General features: G+C 57.3%; 14 protein-coding genes. 4 read left to right on the top strand and 10 right to left on the bottom strand.

Annotation, left to right across the window (positions count from 1 at the left end):
• The first annotated feature begins 64 nt into the window (after positions 1–64).
• Complete coding sequence (locus INF58_RS16195; protein ID WP_193528096.1) at positions 65–487, top strand: DoxX family protein; 423 nt, start codon at positions 65–67, stop codon at positions 485–487.
• 52 nt (positions 488–539) lie between these two features.
• Here the strand turns inward: INF58_RS16195 and glyA are convergent, their stop codons facing one another.
• Positions 540–1,793 (bottom strand): serine hydroxymethyltransferase, encoded by a 1,254-nt coding sequence (gene glyA, locus INF58_RS16200; protein ID WP_063450529.1) that lies wholly within the window; start codon positions 1,791–1,793, stop codon positions 540–542.
• Between the two features lie 304 nt (positions 1,794–2,097).
• Here glyA and hmpA point away from each other — a divergent pair, with 304 nt between their 5' ends.
• Positions 2,098–3,288: an NO-inducible flavohemoprotein gene (gene hmpA / locus INF58_RS16205; RefSeq protein ID WP_063867981.1), complete on the top strand. Its 1,191-nt coding sequence runs from the start codon at positions 2,098–2,100 to the stop codon at positions 3,286–3,288.
• Between the two features lie 80 nt (positions 3,289–3,368).
• Here hmpA and glnB read toward each other — a convergent pair whose 3' ends face one another.
• The 5 genes from glnB to purL all read right to left on the bottom strand — a co-directional run bounded on the left by glnB (position 3,369) and on the right by purL (position 11,724).
• Positions 3,369–3,707: a nitrogen regulatory protein P-II gene (gene glnB, locus INF58_RS16210; protein ID WP_003860685.1), complete on the bottom strand. Its 339-nt coding sequence runs from the start codon at positions 3,705–3,707 to the stop codon at positions 3,369–3,371.
• Between the two features lie 80 nt (positions 3,708–3,787).
• Positions 3,788–5,125 (bottom strand): two-component system response regulator GlrR, encoded by a 1,338-nt coding sequence (gene glrR, locus INF58_RS16215; RefSeq protein WP_063450531.1) that lies wholly within the window; start codon positions 5,123–5,125, stop codon positions 3,788–3,790.
• On the bottom strand, positions 5,122–5,874 hold the full coding sequence (gene qseG, locus INF58_RS16220; protein ID WP_193528097.1) for a two-component system QseEF-associated lipoprotein QseG: 753 nt from the start codon (positions 5,872–5,874) through the stop codon (positions 5,122–5,124). Before qseG ends, glrR begins: the two co-directional genes overlap by 4 nt.
• Positions 5,871–7,304 (bottom strand): two component system sensor histidine kinase QseE/GlrK, encoded by a 1,434-nt coding sequence (gene qseE, locus INF58_RS16225; RefSeq protein WP_107535613.1) that lies wholly within the window; start codon positions 7,302–7,304, stop codon positions 5,871–5,873. Before qseE ends, qseG begins: the two co-directional genes overlap by 4 nt.
• 532 nt (positions 7,305–7,836) lie before the next feature.
• Positions 7,837–11,724: a phosphoribosylformylglycinamidine synthase gene (gene purL / locus INF58_RS16230; RefSeq protein WP_193528098.1), complete on the bottom strand. Its 3,888-nt coding sequence runs from the start codon at positions 11,722–11,724 to the stop codon at positions 7,837–7,839.
• A 268-nt stretch (positions 11,725–11,992) separates the two neighbouring features.
• Between purL and mltF the strand changes: the two genes are divergently transcribed.
• Positions 11,993–13,543 (top strand): membrane-bound lytic murein transglycosylase MltF, encoded by a 1,551-nt coding sequence (gene mltF, locus INF58_RS16235; RefSeq protein WP_193528099.1) that lies wholly within the window; start codon positions 11,993–11,995, stop codon positions 13,541–13,543.
• Here the strand turns inward: mltF and tadA are convergent.
• The 4 genes from tadA to murQ are packed head-to-tail and all read right to left on the bottom strand — an operon-like array spanning position 13,431 to position 16,904.
• On the bottom strand, positions 13,431–13,970 hold the full coding sequence (tadA, locus tag INF58_RS16240) for a tRNA adenosine(34) deaminase TadA (protein ID WP_022651606.1): 540 nt from the start codon (positions 13,968–13,970) through the stop codon (positions 13,431–13,433). The two genes, mltF and tadA, sit on opposite strands and share 113 nt — an antisense overlap.
• A gap of 24 nt (positions 13,971–13,994) precedes the next feature.
• Positions 13,995–14,630, bottom strand: a complete 636-nt coding sequence (gene yfhb, locus INF58_RS16245) for a phosphatidylglycerophosphatase C (protein ID WP_193528100.1) — start codon at positions 14,628–14,630, stop codon at positions 13,995–13,997.
• A 3-nt stretch (positions 14,631–14,633) separates the two neighbouring features.
• On the bottom strand, positions 14,634–15,998 hold the full coding sequence (locus INF58_RS16250) for a PTS transporter subunit EIIC (protein ID WP_193528101.1): 1,365 nt from the start codon (positions 15,996–15,998) through the stop codon (positions 14,634–14,636).
• Between the two features lie 9 nt (positions 15,999–16,007).
• On the bottom strand, positions 16,008–16,904 hold the full coding sequence (gene murQ / locus INF58_RS16255) for an N-acetylmuramic acid 6-phosphate etherase (RefSeq protein ID WP_193528102.1): 897 nt from the start codon (positions 16,902–16,904) through the stop codon (positions 16,008–16,010).
• Between the two features lie 118 nt (positions 16,905–17,022).
• On the opposite strand from murQ, the gene INF58_RS16260 reads away from it, so the two are divergent.
• Entirely contained in the window at positions 17,023–17,871 is an 849-nt protein-coding gene (locus tag INF58_RS16260) for a MurR/RpiR family transcriptional regulator (RefSeq protein WP_063450540.1), read from the top strand.
• Positions 17,872–17,919: the final 48 nt, after the last annotated feature.

The raw sequence follows: 17,919 nt of genomic DNA on the forward strand, positions 1-17,919 counted from the left end.
CGTATGGCGAGAGCGGTAAAACTGTATTACGTTTAAAGGACATCGCCTGAAGAGGTCGTTTGCCATGAACAGCTTACGTTATTTTGATTTCGGCTCCTCCCGTTCGCTCCTGCTTTTAATTGCCCGCATTGCCATCGTGGTTCTGTTTATTATTTTCGGTTATCCAAAGCTGACGGGGTTTAGCGGCACCGTTCAGTATATGACGTCGCTCGGTGCGCCCATGCCCATGCTGGCGGCCATTATTGCCGTCGTGATGGAGATTCCCGCCGCGATACTGATTGTGCTTGGCTTTTTCACCCGCCCTCTCGCGGTCATCTTTGTCTTCTATACGCTGGGGACCGCAGTAATTGGTCATCACTACTGGGATATGACCGGGGATACGGTCCTGCCCAATATGATTAACTTCTACAAAAATGTGAGTATCGCGGGCGCCTTTATTTTGCTGGCGATTACAGGGCCGGGGGCCATCTCCCTCGACCGACGTTAGCCCACAAAAAAGGCCGCATAAGCGGCCTTTTTCAGTTCTGCAACGCAGAGGATTAAGCGTACACCGGGAAGCGTGCGCAGATTTCCAGAACTTTACCCTTAACGCGCTCGATAACCGCATCGTCATTGATGTTGTCCAGAACGTCACACATCCAGCCCGCCAGCTCTTTCACTTCCGCTTCTTTAAAGCCGCGACGCGTCACTGCTGGAGAACCGATACGGATACCGGAAGTCACGAACGGGCTCTTCGGATCGTTTGGCACGCTGTTTTTGTTCACGGTGATGTTGGCGCGGCCCAGGGCAGCGTCAGCTTCTTTACCGGTCAGGTTCTTATCAACCAGGTCGAGCAGGAATAGGTGGTTTTCCGTCCCGCCAGAAACCACTTTGTAGCCACGGTTCAGGAACACTTCCACCATCGCTTTAGCGTTCTTAGCAACCTGCTGCTGATACACCTTGAACTCTGGCTCCATCGCTTCTTTCAGCGCCACCGCTTTTGCCGCGATAACGTGCATCAGCGGGCCGCCCTGCGCGCTTGGGAACACGGCAGAGTTCAGCTTTTTGTACAGCTCTTCGTCACCGCCTTTCGCCAGGATCAGGCCACCGCGTGGACCCGCCAGGGTTTTATGGGTGGTGGTGGTCACAACGTGAGCGTGTGGAACCGGGTTCGGATAAACGCCTGCGGCAATCAGGCCGGCAACGTGCGCCATGTCGACAAACAGGTACGCGCCGATGCTGTCTGCGATTTCACGCATTTTGGCCCAGTCAACGATGCCGGAGTAAGCAGAGAAACCACCGATGATCATCTTCGGCTTGTGCTCTTTAGCCTGCTTCGCCATGTCTTCGTAGTCAATTTTACCGGACTCATCAATACCGTAAGGAATGATGTTGTACAGTTTACCGGAGAAGTTAACCGGGGAGCCGTGAGTCAGGTGGCCGCCCTGTGCCAGGTTCATACCCAGAACGGTATCGCCCGGCTGCAACAGCGCGGTGTAAACAGCGAAGTTAGCCTGAGAGCCAGAGTGCGGCTGGACGTTTGCGTAGTCAGCGCCAAAGAGTGCTTTCGCACGGTCAATTGCCAGCTGCTCAACGATATCAACGTACTCGCAGCCGCCGTAGTAGCGCTTGCCCGGGTAACCTTCAGCGTATTTGTTGGTCAGCTGAGAGCCCTGCGCCTGCATAACGCGCGGACTGGTGTAGTTTTCGGAGGCGATCAGTTCGATGTGCTCTTCCTGACGTACTTTTTCCTGCTCCATAGCCTGCCACAGTTCGGCATCATAATCGGCAATGTTCATTTCACGCTTTAACATCCGCATCTCCTGACTCAGCTAACAAGTAAATTTTTGGCCTGAAAAGGCAGTCCTGTTGGACGACGGGCAACAGTATAACTGAATAGTTCTGCGATAACAGGTCTTGACAAACGATTTTACGCAAACGTTTACCTTCACGCCACGCAAGGGTTTGAGCGATAAAGCTCTCGCCATTTTCAACGGATTTCTTTTCAGCTTTGTGATGCATATTTTTCACGATGCAAAGAACCATTTACATTGCATGGGTATTTTTATAAGATGCATTTAAAATACATCATTAAAGTAACATCAGAAGGAAGCTGCTATGCTCGACGCTCAAACCATCGCTACCGTGAAGGCCACGATCCCCTTGCTGGTTGAAACGGGTCCTAAGCTGACCGCCCATTTCTACGATCGCATGTTCGCGCATAACCCGGAGCTCAAAGAAATTTTTAACATGAGCAACCAGCGTAACGGCGATCAGCGTGAAGCGCTGTTTAACGCTATCGCCGCCTATGCCAGCAACATCGAAAACCTGCCGGCTCTTCTGCCTGCGGTGGAAAAAATTGCCCAGAAGCACACCAGCTTCCAGATCAAACCTGAACAGTACAACATCGTCGGCAGCCACCTGCTGGCCACGCTGGACGAAATGTTCAGCCCGGGCCAGGAGGTGCTGGACGCGTGGGGTAAAGCCTACGGCGTGCTGGCAAACGTGTTTATCAACCGTGAAGCGCAGATCTACAGCGAAAACGCCAGCAAGAGCGGCGGCTGGGAAGGCACTCGTGCCTTCCGTATCGTTGAGAAAACCCCGCGCAGCGCGCTTATCACCAGTTTTGAATTTGAGCCGGTTGACGGGCAGCCAGTGGCGGATTATCAGCCTGGGCAGTATCTGGGCGTCTGGCTGAAGCCGGAAGGCTTCCCGCATCAGGAGATCCGCCAGTACTCCCTGACCCGCAAGCCAAACGGCAAAGGCTATCGCATTGCGGTTAAACGTGAGGAAGGCGGTCAGGTATCGACCTGGCTGCATAACGTCGCTAACGTGGGCGATATCGTTCATCTGGCCGCGCCGGCGGGTGACTTCTTTATGGCGGTGGAACCCGGCACGCCGGTGACGCTGATCTCCGCGGGCGTGGGCCAAACGCCAATGCTGGCGATGCTGGATACACTGGCAAAATCCAGCCACAGCGCGCAGGTCAACTGGTTCCACGCGGCCGAAAACGGTGATGTCCACGCCTTCGCGGATGAAGTGAAAACGCTGGCGGCCAGTCTGCCGCACTTTACCGCGCATACCTGGTACCGTTTGCCAACGGAAGCCGACCGCGCAGCGGCACGTTTTGACAGCGAAGGGCTGATGAATTTAGGGCAGCATGAAGGGGCGTTCAGCGCACCGGGAATGCAGTTCTACGTTTGCGGACCGGTGGCGTTTATGCAGTATGCCGCGAAGCAGCTGGTAGACCTGGGTGTGGACAAGGACAACATTCATTACGAATGCTTCGGCCCGCATAAGGTGCTGTAATCGCCCGGCGGCGCTTCGCTTGTACGGGCCTGCGAAGGGTTTTGCAGGCCGGGTAAGCGCAGCGCCACCCGGCAAGCGTGTTAAATCGCCGCGTCGTCTTCTTCGCCGGTACGGATACGGATCACGCGCGCCACGTCAAAGACGAAGATTTTTCCGTCGCCAATTTTGCCGGTCTGTGCCGTACGGATAATGGTATCCACACAGGTATCGACGATGTCATCGCTCACCACGATCTCGATTTTCACCTTCGGCAGAAAGTCCACCATGTACTCTGCGCCACGGTACAGCTCGGTGTGGCCCTTCTGACGACCAAAACCTTTCACTTCAGTTACGGTCATCCCGGTGATGCCCACTTCAGCCAGCGCTTCACGTACATCATCCAGTTTGAAAGGTTTAATAATCGCATCAATTTTTTTCATGGTCGGTCCTTAAACTCTTGCCTGTAAGCTGCCTCGTAATCGGTTGCTCACAGTATCATATTCAGGCGGATTTTGCGGTATTACTCTTTAAAATCGTTCGCTTCCAGCTCGTGGCGTGAGAGGAGTTTATAGAACTCGGTACGGTTACGCCCGGCCATGCGCGCCGCGTGGGTCACGTTGCCTTTGGTGATTTGCAGCAGCTTGCGCAGATAGTTAAGCTCGAACTGATTCCGCGCTTCCGCAAACGTCGGTAAGGCCGTGTTTTCCCCTTCCAGCGCCTGCTCCACCAGCGCATCGCTGATCACGGGCGATGAGGTCAGCGCCACGCACTGCTCAATCACGTTCACCAGCTGACGCACGTTGCCCGGCCAGCTTGCCGTCATCAGGCGCTTCATCGCATCGGTGGAGAACGCGCGCACAAACGGTTTGTGGCGGTCTGCGGCCTGGCGCAAAAGATGGTTTGCCAGCAGCGGAATATCTTCCGCCCGCTCGGCCAGCGCCGGAATTTTCAGGTTGACGACATTCAGTCGGTAGTAGAGATCTTCGCGGAACTCATTGCGCGCCATCGCCTTGGGTAAATCACGGTGGGTGGCGGAAATAATACGCACGTTGATGTCGATATCGCGGTTGCTGCCGAGCGGACGCACTTTTCGCTCCTGCAACACGCGCAGCAGTTTGACCTGCAACGGCGCGGGCATATCGCCAATTTCATCGAGAAACAGCGTGCCGCCCTCAGCCGCCTGGAATAGCCCTTCACGGCTGCTCACCGCGCCGGTAAAGGCGCCGCGGGCGTGACCAAAGAGCTCAGACTCAAGCAGCTGTTCCGGCAACGCGCCACAGTTAATGGCAATAAAAGCATTTTTACTGCGCGGGCTGGCGTTGTGGATCGCCTGGGCGAGGATCTCTTTCCCGGTCCCGCTCTGGCCGTTGATCAACACGCTAACGTCTGATTGCGCCACCATCCGCGCCTGTTCCAGCAGGCGCAGCATAACCGGGCTTCGCGTTACGATCGATTCACGCCAGGCGTCGTCGCCAGAGGGCGCCGCGTGCTCAAGGGCGCTGTCGATCGCTTTGTAGAGGGCGTCTTTGTCCACCGGTTTGGTGAGGAAGCTGAACACGCCCTGCTGCGTCGCGGCCACCGCATCCGGAATGGATCCGTGTGCGGTGAGGATAATCACCGGCATCCCGGGCTGCTGCTTCTGGATCTCCGCGAACAGTTGCAGGCCGTCCATTTCATCCATGCGTAAATCGCTGATCACCAGATCGATTTTCTCACGGCTGAGCACTTTCAGCCCCTCCTGCCCGCTTTCAGCGGTGACCACGCTGTAGCCTTCGCTGACCAGACGCATTCCTAACAGCTTTAATAAACCGGGATCGTCATCCACCAGTAACAGATGAGCAGGTTTACGGCTTGTCATGGCTTCACATCCTCTTGTTTCGGCGTCTCACCGTCTGGCGTCGTGGCAGAGTTGCCTTTCGACCCGTCGGGCAGATAGCTGCCTGCCGGCTTACGTGTCGAGAGCTGTCTCTCGATATCGGTCAGATTCTCAAGCTTGCGCGTGGTGGTATCAAGCTGCTGGCGCAGCGACTCCTGCTGCTGGCGCAGCGCATCAAGCTCGCTGTCGCTCGACTGCTGCAATTTGCTGTAGCGGAAACGCTCTTCAGACAGCTGTAATTGCAGGGTTTGTCCGTCCCGCCAGAGCTGATAGACCGGGCGCACCTGCGAGGGAATATTGATTACGTAAGTATCAAGCCGCGTAACATTGGCGCGGCGTTCGACGGGGGTGATTCTGGCATCGGCCATTACGATCCCACGTTTAAACGCGTCCTGCCAGGTGTCTTCCACCAGCATCGCCGCCTGTGCACGGGCCTCGGCGGGGGCCAGACGCTGGGCGCAGTCTATTCCCCGCAGCCAGAACAGCGGGTTGGATTCGACATCGTGCCCCGACAGGCTCCAGATATCATCGCAACGTGTTGAAAGGAAGTCGGCCAGCTGTTTTTGCGGCCATTTATCTTCCTGTTTGTGGCTAATTGCACTTTTTGGTGCATGGGTGACACAGCCTGCCAGCAGCAGGCAGGGCAGGCTCAGGCGCACATTTTTGCTGGAAAACACCGCGCGCAGTGCGCGATAAAAGACGTGTGACATACTCACCAGGTTGTTATTCATTTCATTGATTTTTCCGGCTCAAGAGGCAGTTCGATACGAAAACAGACATCGGCGCGTTCATCACTCACGATGTTAAGCTCACCCTGCATGCGTCGTATGCAGTCGCGGGCAATACTCAGCCCCAGACCACTTCCTTTTACCGCACCTTTTCGCTGATGACTCCCCTGGAAGAAGGGTTCAAAGATCATCGTTTTTTCATCATCCGGAATCGGGCTTCCCGTATTCGCTACGTCAATAAATACCCGCGAACCGTTGTTATTGCTTCTGATATAAATGGTACCGGATTCAGTACCATAGTGCACCGCATTGGAATAAAGATTATCCAGCACGCTCATTAACAGCATCGGTTCTGCAAGACAGGCTGGCGCATTGAGATCCACCTGGGTATGCATCATTTTAGCTCTTGCTGGCAGGCTATGGGCGGAGATAACCATATCCACCAGCGGTTCAATTTCAACGCTCTCGAGCACCACAGCACCATCCGCCAGCTTGCGGTTATAGTCCAGCAATTGTTCGATAAGTTTCTGTAAATTGCGGCTGCTGGCATCCAGGATCGCCACGATCTCTTTTTGCTCAGGCGTTAACGGCCCCGCCACTTCGTCGGCCAGCAGCTCTGTGCCTTCACGCATGCTGGCCAGGGGGGTTTTGAGTTCGTGTGAGATATGGCGCAGAAACTGGTGACGCTGGGATTCCAGCCACGCCAGACGCTCTGAAAGCCAGATAATGCGCTGGCCGACCGAACGCAGCTCGCGCGGGCCTTTAAAAACGACGGTATCCCCGAGGGATTTGCCCTCTCCCAGGCGGTTAATCATCCGCTGGATCCCCTTCACGGGGCCGATGATCATGCGGGTAAAGAGCAGCACCAGACCCAGGCTGACCAGAAACAGCACCAGCGCCTGCCAGCCAAAGAACTGGCCGCGCTCGGCAATCTCCTGCTGGAGCTGCTGCCCGCGGGAAAAGATTACCGTACGGGTGGACTGAACCATCTCCGTGTTGGCATTCGCGAAGGCTTCAAGCCGTGCAGCGGCGGCGGCATCAGGACCACTGTTTTTGCACTGGAGCTGCGCCAAATCGTTCAGATCCTGACGCAGCGCCTGATAGAGTTTATCATCCGGCAGCACCCCGGCATGGGCGTCCAGCATTTCGCTGTAGCGTTTACGCTGATTCTGATACACCCTTTCCAGCGTGCGGTCGTCCAGCACGCAGTACTGGCGATAGCTACGCTCCATCTCCAGCGCGGCGTTGGTCATCGCCTCGCTACGGCGGGCATCAATAAGCGTGGTGCGGTTAGTCAGCGCCGCCTGGGCACTTAACGCGTTCAGGCTTTGCCAGGCCTGCCAGGCCAGAACCAGCAAAGGTAGCAGGATCAGCAGGAAGGCCATCATAACGAGCTGTCGCAGGGAGCGAGGGAAAGCGGGCCAGCGTTTCAACACATTACTCTCTTCATCCGGGTTTGAGGAGAGCGTAACTGAGTCTGCCCTTCAGATACAACAAAGCCGGGTAAAAACCCGGCTTTGTCATGGAATAAGGCGGTGCCTAACTCGACGTTTCGCCCTGGCCTGATAAAGCATTGCAATAATCAGTAGTTGGACGGCAGGCACCTTTTTGTGCGTCATTCGAAGTTTATGTAGCACGTCCCGAAGGGGCTGACATAAGAAGGTGAATGAGCCACTGACTACTGTAATGCAACTCGCGTGCCAGAATGCAAAACAATCGATTATCTTTATGATTACAAAAGATTTTATTACATAAGTGTATTGAAAGCGGCGTGAATGATTTCCAGGCTAAGTGTCGCTATTAAGCAACACCTTAACGGGAACCTGTCATGCCATATATAAATCAATAAGTTAAATGTCTCCTTTTGGAGACACTCAAACCGGAGGATTGTCGCGATTTTGCGACAGGTACAAAAAAGCCCGGTGGCGCTCACGCTCACCGGGCCTACAGGTAGTACGCTAAACCTTAACCCAACTGTTTACGCGCGTTGCGGAAAATGCGCATCCACGGGCTGTCCTCGCCCCAGTTGTCCGGGTGCCAGGAGTTGCTCACGGTACGGAAGACTCGCTCCGGGTGCGGCATCATGATCGTTACGCGACCGCTTTCGCTGGTGACCGCAGTGATACCATTTGCCGAACCGTTCGGGTTAGCCGGATAGGTTTCAGTAACCTTGCCGAAGTTATCAACGAAGCGCAGCGCCACCAGCCCTTTGCTTTCAAGCTGAGCCAGATGCGCCGCATCGCGCACTTCAACCTGACCTTCACCGTGCGACACCGCGATTGGCATCTGAGACCCCACCATCCCCTGCAACAGCAGAGACGGGCTCTGAGTCACCTCTACCAGGCTAAAGCGCGCTTCGAAGCGGTCAGACTGGTTGCGCACAAAGCGCGGCCAGGCTTCACTTCCCGGGATCAGCTCGCGCAGGTTAGACATCATCTGACAGCCGTTACAGACGCCCAGCGCCAGCGTCTGCGGACGGTGGAAGAAGGTCTCGAACTCGTCACGCACGCGGCTGTTGAACAGGATGGACTTCGCCCAGCCTTCGCCCGCGCCCAGCACGTCGCCGTAGGAGAAACCGCCGCAGGCCACCAGCGCCTGGAAATCATCCAGCCCGGTACGTCCCGCCAGCAGGTCGCTCATGTGAACATCAATGGCGTCGAAGCCCGCCCGGTGGAAGGCAGCCGCCATCTCAACGTGGGAGTTAACGCCCTGCTCGCGCAGCACGGCCACTTTCGGACGTGCGCCGGTGGCAATGTACGGCGCGGCAATGTCTTCGTTGATGTCGAAGGAGAGCTTCACGTTCAGGCCTGGATCCTGGTCATTGGCCTTCGCGTTATGTTCCTGATCGGCGCATTCCGGGTTGTCGCGCAGGCGCTGCATCTGCCAGGTGGTTTCCGCCCACCACATACGCAGCGTGGTACGGCTTTCGCTGAACACCGCGTGGCCGTCGGCTTCAATCACGAAGCGGTCACCCTGCACTGCTTTACCCAGGTAGTGCACGCAGTCTGCCAGACCGTGCTTCGCAAGGAGAGCTTCCACCGCCTCGCGGTCTGCGGCGCGGACCTGAATCACCGCGCCCAGCTCTTCGTTAAACAGCGCTGCCAGGCGGTCTTCGCCAAGAGCGCCAATGTTCGCTTCCACGCCGCAGTGGCCGGTGAAGGCCATCTCTGCCAGGGTGACCAGCAGGCCACCGTCGGAGCGGTCGTGGTAGGCCAGCAGCTTGCGCTGTGCCACCAGCGCCTGGATCGCGTCGTAGAAGCCTTTTAGCTGGGCGACGTCACGCACGTCGGCTGGCTTATCGCCGAGCTGACGGTAAACCTGCGCCAGCGCGGTTGCGCCCAGTGCGTTATGGCCTTTGCCGAGGTCAATCAGCAGCAGGGCGTTATCTTCGGTCGCCAGCTGCGGCGTAACGGTATGGCGTACGTCTTCTACGCGGGCAAACGCGGTGATCACCAGCGACAGCGGAGAGGTCATCTCGCGCTGCTCGTTACCCTCCTGCCAGCGGGTTTTCATCGACATGGAGTCTTTACCCACCGGAATGGTCAGGCCGAGCGCAGGACACAGCTCTTCGCCCACCGCTTTCACCGCTTCGTACAGGCCTGCATCTTCGCCAGGATGTCCGGCAGCGGCCATCCAGTTTGCGGAAAGCTTGATGCGTTTGATGTCGCCAATCTGCGTGGCGGCAATGTTGGTCAGTGCTTCACCAACGGCCAGTCGCGCAGAGGCGGCGAAGTCCAGCAGCGCCACCGGCGTACGTTCGCCCAGCGCCATCGCTTCGCCGTAGTAGCTGTCGAGGCTCGCGGTGGTCACGGCGCAGTTAGCGACCGGGATCTGCCACGGGCCAACCATCTGATCGCGGGATACCATACCGGTTACGGTACGGTCGCCGATGGTGACCAGGAAGGTTTTCTCTGCCACGGCCGGGAGGTGCAGTACGCGATTCACCGCGTCCGCAACGGTAATGCCCTGGCGGTCCAGCGCTTTGCCCGCCGCTTTGCGGGTGGTGACGTCGCGGGTCATCTTCGGCGTTTTGCCGAGCAGCACGTCCAGCGGCAGATCGATCGGCTGGTTGTCAAAGTGGGTATCGCTCAAGGAGAGGTGCTGCTCTTCGGTCGCTTCACCGATGACGGCATACGGCGCGCGCTCGCGGCGGCACAGCTCGTCAAACAGCGGCAGCTGATCGGCGGCCACCGCCAGCACGTAGCGCTCCTGGGATTCGTTACACCAGATTTCCAGCGGGCTCATGCCCGGCTCGTCGCTCAGGATGTCGCGCAGGTTGAAACGGCCGCCGCGACCCCCGTCGCTCACCAGCTCCGGCATGGCGTTGGACAGGCCGCCCGCGCCCACGTCGTGGATGAACAGAATCGGGTTGGCGTCACCGAGCTGCCAGCAGCGGTCGATGACTTCCTGACAGCGACGCTCCATCTCCGGGTTGTCGCGCTGCACGGAGGCGAAATCGAGATCCGCATCAGACTGGCCGGAAGCCATAGACGAGGCTGCACCACCGCCCAGACCGATGTTCATGGCCGGACCGCCGAGCACGATCAGCTTCGCGCCGACGACGATCTCGCCTTTCTGTACGTGATCGGCGCGAATGTTGCCGATCCCGCCCGCCAGCATGATCGGTTTGTGGTAGCCGCGCAGCTCTTCGCCGTTGTGGCTGTCCACTTTCTCTTCATAGGTACGGAAGTAGCCGTTCAGCGCCGGACGACCAAATTCGTTGTTGAACGCCGCGCCGCCCAGCGGGCCTTCGGTCATGATATCCAGCGCGGTCACGATGCGCTCTGGCTTGCCGAAATCTTCTTCCCACGGCTGTTCAAAGCCCGGGATACGCAGGTTGGAAACGGAGAAACCGACCAGACCCGCTTTTGGTTTAGCGCCGCGACCCGTTGCACCTTCGTCACGGATTTCACCGCCGGAACCGGTCGCCGCACCCGGCCACGGCGAGATTGCCGTCGGGTGGTTGTGGGTTTCCACTTTCATCAGGATATGCGCAGGCTCCTGATGGAAGTCATAGCGCCCTGCCTCGCGGTCGGCGAAGAAGCGGCCCACCTCGGAACCTTCCATTACCGCGGCGTTGTCCTTATAGGCAGACAGCACGTGGTCAGGGGTTTGCTCCATGGTGTTTTTGATCATTTTGAACAGCGACTTCGGCTGCTGTTCGCCGTCGATAATCCAGTCGGCGTTGAAAATCTTGTGGCGGCAGTGCTCAGAGTTGGCCTGCGCGAACATATACAGTTCGATGTCGTTCGGGTTGCGGTTCAGCTTAACGAATGCATCCTGAAGGTAGTCAATTTCATCTTCTGCGAGTGCCAGACCCAGACGCAGGTTTGCGTCGATCAGCGCCTGACGTCCCTGCCCCAGCAGGTCTACGCTCTGTACCGGCGCAGGCTGATGGTGGGAGAACAGCTTCTGCGCCTCATCCAGAGAGGCAAACACGCTCTCCATCATGCGGTCGTGCAGCTCCGCCGCAACGGCCTGCCACTGCGCGTCGCTCAGGGTGGACGCTTCCACATAGTACGCTACGCCGCGCTCCAGACGGTTAATCTGGCTCAGGCCGCAGTTGTGGGCGATATCCGTTGCTTTGGAAGACCAGGGGGAGATGGTGCCCGGACGTGGCGTGGCAAGGATCAGTTTGCCGGTCGGCGTATGGCTGCTCAGGCTTGGGCCATATTTAAGCAGGCGTTCCAGCTGTACGCGCTCCTCTGCATTCAGAGGGGCATTCAGGTCAGCAAAATGGACATACTCAGCGTAAATATTGCTTACCGGAAGGTCGGCCGCCTGAAAACGTGCCAGCAGTTTGTTAATACGGAAGGCAGACAGTGCAGGCGAACCACGCAGAATTTCCATCATAAGTCTCTCGTCTTCGAAGCGCCGGGGCGCTTACAGTGTGCGCAAGGGGGGGAAAACGGGCGTCATTATAGAGAATCCTGAGCGCCGACGAAACCGTTTGCGTCGAAATAAAATCATCCATTATGTTTAACAATAGATGTGACCTGTCTCTCTAATTGGTTGCCAACTGGCGCTACTTTGCGCAAAATGCCGCTCAATCAATGGCAAACCCTATTCATAACATGGCTACAGCACACTGAGGCATCCGGCGTCGCAGAGAATTAACTAATTGAAAAAATTAAAGATTAATTATCTGCTCATCGGCATTGTTACGTTGCTGCTGGCAGTGGCCCTCTGGCCTTCTATCCCTTGGTTCGGCAAAGCCGAGAACCGTATCGCCGCCATTCAGGAGCGGGGGGAGCTGCGCGTCAGTACCCTCTCTTCCCCGCTTATTTATGACGATATCAACGGTAAAACCATTGGGCTTGATTACGAACTCGCACAGCTATTTGCAGACTATCTGGGCGTGAAGCTGAAGGTCACCGTGCGACAAAACATTAACCAGCTCTTTGACGACCTGGATCATAACCGCGCCGATATCCTTGCCGCCGGACTGGTGTACAACACCGAGCGGAGCAAAAACTATCAGCCGGGCCCAACCTATTACTCCGTGTCGCAGCAGGTGGTTTATCGTGTGGGTAGCCTGCGCCCGCGCTCGCTGGCCGACATCACCGAACAGCAGTTAACCATCGCCCCCGGCCACGTGGTGATTGACGATCTGCGGGAATTAAAAGAGAAAAAATACCCAAACCTCAGCTGGAAGGTTGACCCGAAACTGGGCACCAACGCATTGCTGGAGCAGGTAAAGGATAAAAAGCTGGCCTATACCATTGCTGATTCGGTAGCGATCAGCCTTTTCCAGCGCGTTCATCCTGAAATCGCCGTGGCGCTGGATGTGACCGACGAACAGCCGGTGACCTGGTTTACCCCGCTAGACGACGATCAGACCGTTTCTGCGGCCATGCTCGATTTCTTTAATTCCATCAATGAAGACGGCACCCTGGCGCGTCTGGAAGAGAAATATCTCGGTCACGGTGACGATTTTGATTACGTGGACACCCGCACCTTCCTGCGCGCCGTGGACAGCGTGCTGCCGGAGCTGCAACCGCTGTTTGAGAAATACGCACAGGAAATTGACTGGAAGCTGCTGGCGGCGATTTCTTACCAGGAATCACACTGGGATGCTCAGGCCACCTCCCCGACGGGCGTGCGCGGGTTGATGATGCTGACCAAAAATACCGCCCAGAGCCTCGGCATCAGCGACCGGACCGATGCGGAACAGAGCATCAGCGGCGGCGCGCAGTATTTACAGGATATGATGGCAAAAGTGCCGGAGACGGTCCCGGAAGGGGAGCGGATCTGGTTTGCGCTGGCCGCCTATAACATGGGCTATGCGCATATGCTCGACGCGCGCGCGCTGACGGCGAAAACAAAAGGTAATCCGGACAGCTGGTCTGATGTAAAACAGCGCCTCCCGCTGCTTAGCCAGAAACAGTGGTATAAAAAGCTGACGTACGGCTATGCGCGCGGGCATGAAGCGTATGCCTACGTGGAGAATATTCGTAAATATCAGATAAGCCTGGTGGGGTATTTGCTGGAGAAAGAAAAAGAGGCAACCGAGGCACAACAGCTGGCTGAAAGCTATCCGGTGGTTGCACCGGACGAGCTTAATCACCCTGAGGCTTCAATTCTGCCTTTTGTTGCTTTTTCTGCTGCCGACGCATTCGAAAAAAGTCACTTAACAGACCCGAACATTCTGGTGCAAGTACCCCACCGATAGTTTTCACCTGGTGGTTCATCCCCGGATGCCCAAGCACGTCCATCAGCGAGCCGGCAGCGCCCGTCTTTTCATCTCGCGCGCCAAATACCAGCGTGCCGATTCGGCTGTGCACCATTGCTCCGGAGCACATCACGCACGGTTCAAGGGTGACGTAGAGTGTGGTATCAAGCAGACGATAGTTTTGCAGCACCAGTCCGCCCTGACGAAGCGCCATGATTTCAGCATGCGCGGTAGGATCGTGGCGGCCAATAGGACGGTTCCACCCTTCGCCAATCACCTGATTGTTATGAACCAGCACCGCGCCCACGGGCACTTCGCCCTCTTCCCAGGCGCGCTGAGCCAGCGCCAGCGCGTGGCGCATCCAGTATTCATGATTGTGTTCAGGGTTGGACAAGGGCTGATACTCCAGTCGAAAAGCGGGCGGCATTATACACAGCCCTTATAGATAAGACTATTCGAGTTGCTGAAGTTCACCCAGAGGCGTGACGCGCCAGCGGTGCTGGCAAAAATAGAGCAGCGGGTTGTCCTGCTTGCTGTCGCTGTAGCCGCTGTACAGACGCAGCGGCGTGCCGATGCGTTTTTCCAGCTGGACCACTTTTTCATGCCCCAGGCAGCGCATCGTCAGGACCCAGCCGCCGTAGCCGCGTGAGATTTGCGTGGCGATAAGATTCACGCGCGGCAGCCAGGGCGTATCAAAATAGACCTGCTCCACCAGCGTCTGCGGGGAGCCGGTAATCAGCCAGATATCGGCGTCGTTGGCGTCGAGGTAGCTGGTGAGGCGCGCCTGTACCACGGGAAACGCGGCCACGTGCCCGCGAAACCAGTGGGCAAAATCCCGCTCAAGCTGCTTAAGACGCGCTTCGCTATGACCAAACGTACATCCCCAGAGCAGCAGGCTCATCGGCCAGCGCGCTGCACGGCCTTTTACCAGCAGCGCGATGCCAATAATGGGTAACAGGGGCAATACCAGCAGCGCGTTAAGGGGCTGGCGCCGCAGCAGGTAGCGCATAAACGTGCCGAACATATCCTGCTGGTGCAGCGTTCCATCCAGATCGAAAAAAACAACGCGACGCTCGTGATTGGCCAAACCTTACTCCTCTGGGTCGTTGAATCCTAACAGCCAGGTAAACAGGAACCCGGCGATCACCGCTACCAGATAGCCTAACAGATAGAGCATGACTTTTCCGGTCACGATGGTTAATGCCAGCGGTAAACCGGAGATCCCAAAGGTGATAACGGTCGCCACTTTCCAGTAGCTGATCAGCGCCCCACCCACCGCACCGCCGAGGCAGGCGGCCAGGAACGGTTTACCCAGCGGCAGCGTAACGCCGAAAATTAGCGGCTCGCCGATACCGAGTAACCCGACCGGCAGCGCCCCTTTAATGACCTTTTTCAGACGTGCGTTGCGGGTTTTCATCAGTATCGCGATGGCCGCACCGACCTGCCCAACGCCCGCCATCGACAGGATCGGCAGCAGCGCGTTATAGCCGTGCGCCTGTACCAGTTCGACGTGAATCGGCACCATCCCCTGATGCAGACCGGTCAGGACTAACGGCAGGAAGGTTCCGGACAGCACGGCGCCTACCAGCAACCCGCCGCGATCGATAGCCAGTGACGCGCCGTGGGCGATGGCTTCCGAGATCCAGCCGCCCAGCGGTTGCAGAGCCACAATCGCCACGCTCCCGGTAATCAGCGTGGTCAGCAATGGATTGAGGATCAGCTCAATCGAGCCGGGCAGTACCGCGCGCAGCTTTTTCTCGATCCAGCACATCAGGATCACCACCAGCAGCACGGCAATCACCCCACCTCGGCCAGGCTGAAGCGCCTCGCCAAACAGCGTAATTTGCGCCAGCTGCGGGCTGGAGAGGATCCCGGCCATCACGCCGCCCATCGCCAGCGAGCCGCCGAACACTTTGGCGGTATTCACCCCCACCAGAATGTTCATGATGGCAAACACCGCGCTGCCGAAAATGGCGAGAATGCCCAGCAGGTTCGGATACTGCGTGGCAAAATCCCCGACAATATCCGGACGCTTAAGGATATTGATAATCCCGGTGATCAACCCCGACGCGATAAACGCCGGGATCAGCGGAATAAAGACGTTGGCCAGCTGGCGCAGCGCGTCGCTCATAGGGGCTTTATACCTGGCTTTCGCCTGCGCTTTGGTGCGCTCCGCGTCGTCAACGGCGTGAACCGTTTCCCCGCCCGTCATCAGAGCGCGCATGGCGTCAACCACCTGCGCCGCTTTGCCCGGGCCGACAATCAGCTGATGCTGTTGCCCCTGCTTAACGTACCCGCTCACGCCGGGAAGCTGCTTCAGGCGCATGACATCGAGCTTGTCGTCGTTATGCACCTCGACGCGCACGCGCGTCATGCAGTTTTCCAGACGCTGAATATTGTTTTCCCCACCGATCCCGAGCAGGATGTCGCTGGCGAGCGCTGCTGTTTTGTCCATACACGCCTCTTATTCGTGTTCTAATGCCGCCCGTAAAAACCCGTGATGGGCATCGAGTCTGGCTCTGGCCGCGGCTGCATCCAGCCCGGTTAATATCATCAGAATGGCCGGTTTGACGTCGTGATCGGTCTGCTGAAGCACCCTTTCCGCCTCATCACGCGCGGCGCCCGTCGCTTCCATCACCATGCGGCACGCTCTGTCCACCAGCTTGACGTTGGTCGCCTGCATGTCCACCATCAGGTTTTGGTAGACCTTGCCGAATTTCACCATCGCGCCGGTGGAGATCATATTGAGCACCAGCTTCTGCGCGGTACCCGACTTCAGTCGCGTCGAGCCGGTTAACGCCTCGGGCCCAACGACAGGCGAGATGGCAATGTCCGCTACCTGCGCTATCGGCGAGCCGGGGTTACAGGAGATGGCGACCGTGGTGCACCCGATCTTCCGGGCATATTCCAGCCCGCCAATGACGTACGGCGTACGCCCGGATGCCGCCAGCCCGACCACCAGATCCTGCGCGGTCAGGTTCAGCGTCCTGAGGTCATCTTCCCCAAGCTGTTTATTATCTTCTGCTCCTTCCACCGCTTTCAGCAGCGCGCCAGGGCCGCCGGCAATCAGGCCCACAACCAGGCCGTGCGGAACGCCAAAGGTCGGCGGACACTCAGAAGCATCCAGCACACCGAGGCGTCCGCTGGTTCCCGCCCCCATATAAATAATGCGTCCTCCGGCTTTCAGCGCGTCGGCAGCGGCGTCCACGGCTTTTGCTACCTCAGGCAATGTCTCTTTGACTGCCAGCGCGACGAGGGTATCCTGTTGATTAAAGCGGTTTACCAACTCAAGCGTGGAGAGCGCGTCAAGATCCATGGTTTGCGGGTTACGCGTTTCAGAAACAAGAGAGCCTAGATTCATGTTATGTACCTCTGGAATTTTTAATTCATAATAAACGCACTATAATGGAATATAAAATTCATTCAGGCGAGCAAAATCCGTATTTGCGCAGGCAATCACATTTTCGCCAGGAGATCGTATGAACTGTTTAATTCGCATTCGTCAGCGCTACGCAGGCTTTGCCCAGAGTGACAAAAAGCTCGCGGATTTTTTACTCTCTCAGCCCGATCGCGCGCGGCACCTTAGCTCGCAGCAGCTGGCGGGCGAAGCCGGAGTGAGCCAGTCAAGCGTGGTGAAGTTTGCCCAGAAGATTGGGTTTAAGGGCTTTCCGGCGCTGAAGTTGGCCATCAGCGAAGCGCTGGTGAGCAACCCTAACCCGCAGTCTATGCCGGTGCATAACCAGATCCGCGGCGACGATCCGATGCGTCTGGTCGGTGAAAAGCTGATTAAGGAGAACGTGGCGGCAATGCATGCCACGCTGGACGTGAACACCGAAGAGAAGCTGCTGGAAAGCGTCGCCATGCTTCGCGACGCGCGGCGCATTGTGTTGACCGGAATTGGGGCATCCGGGCTGGTGGCGCGTAACTTTGGCTGGAAGCTAACCAAAATCGGCTATAACGCCATCGTTGAGCAGGATATGCACGCGCTGCTGGCAACCGTTCAGGCGATGGATCCTGACGATGTGCTGCTGGCCATCTCCTATTCCGGCGAGCGCCGCGAGATAAATATGGCCACCGACGAGGCCCTGCGCGTAGGGGGGAAAATTTTGGCCATTACCGGCTTTAGCCCCAATGCGCTCCAGCAGCGGGCAACGCGCTGTCTGTATACCATTGCCGAGGAACAGGCCACTCGCAGCGCGGCTATTTCCTCAACGAGTGCGCAAATGATGCTGACGGATCTGCTGTTTATGGCGCTGGTTCAGCAGGATCTGGAGCGTGCACCAGAGCGAATTCGTCACAGCGAAGAGCTGGTAAAAAAACTGGTCTGAGCACAAAATGCGCGTATAATGCCCGCCCTGTTTGTGATGTTTCTGAGA

The sequence above is a fragment of the Enterobacter cloacae complex sp. P24RS genome, assembly GCF_014982165.1.
GTDB lineage: Bacteria > Pseudomonadota > Gammaproteobacteria > Enterobacterales > Enterobacteriaceae > Enterobacter > Enterobacter quasihormaechei.

Coding starts and splice junctions, on each gene's coding strand:
- hmpA (WP_063867981.1), top strand. CDS start 2,098: ATGCTCGACGCTCAAACCATCGCTACCGTGAAGGCCACGATCCCCTTG.
- INF58_RS16250 (WP_193528101.1), bottom strand. CDS start 15,998: ATGGACAAAACAGCAGCGCTCGCCAGCGACATCCTGCTCGGGATCGGT.
- purL (WP_193528098.1), bottom strand. CDS start 11,724: ATGATGGAAATTCTGCGTGGTTCGCCTGCACTGTCTGCCTTCCGTATT.
- tadA (WP_022651606.1), bottom strand. CDS start 13,970: ATGCCGCCCGCTTTTCGACTGGAGTATCAGCCCTTGTCCAACCCTGAA.
- glnB (WP_003860685.1), bottom strand. CDS start 3,707: ATGAAAAAAATTGATGCGATTATTAAACCTTTCAAACTGGATGATGTA.
- glrR (WP_063450531.1), bottom strand. CDS start 5,125: ATGACAAGCCGTAAACCTGCTCATCTGTTACTGGTGGATGACGATCCC.
- INF58_RS16195 (WP_193528096.1), top strand. CDS start 65: ATGAACAGCTTACGTTATTTTGATTTCGGCTCCTCCCGTTCGCTCCTG.
- INF58_RS16260 (WP_063450540.1), top strand. CDS start 17,023: ATGAACTGTTTAATTCGCATTCGTCAGCGCTACGCAGGCTTTGCCCAG.
- glyA (WP_063450529.1), bottom strand. CDS start 1,793: ATGTTAAAGCGTGAAATGAACATTGCCGATTATGATGCCGAACTGTGG.
- murQ (WP_193528102.1), bottom strand. CDS start 16,904: ATGAATCTAGGCTCTCTTGTTTCTGAAACGCGTAACCCGCAAACCATG.
- qseG (WP_193528097.1), bottom strand. CDS start 5,874: ATGAATAACAACCTGGTGAGTATGTCACACGTCTTTTATCGCGCACTG.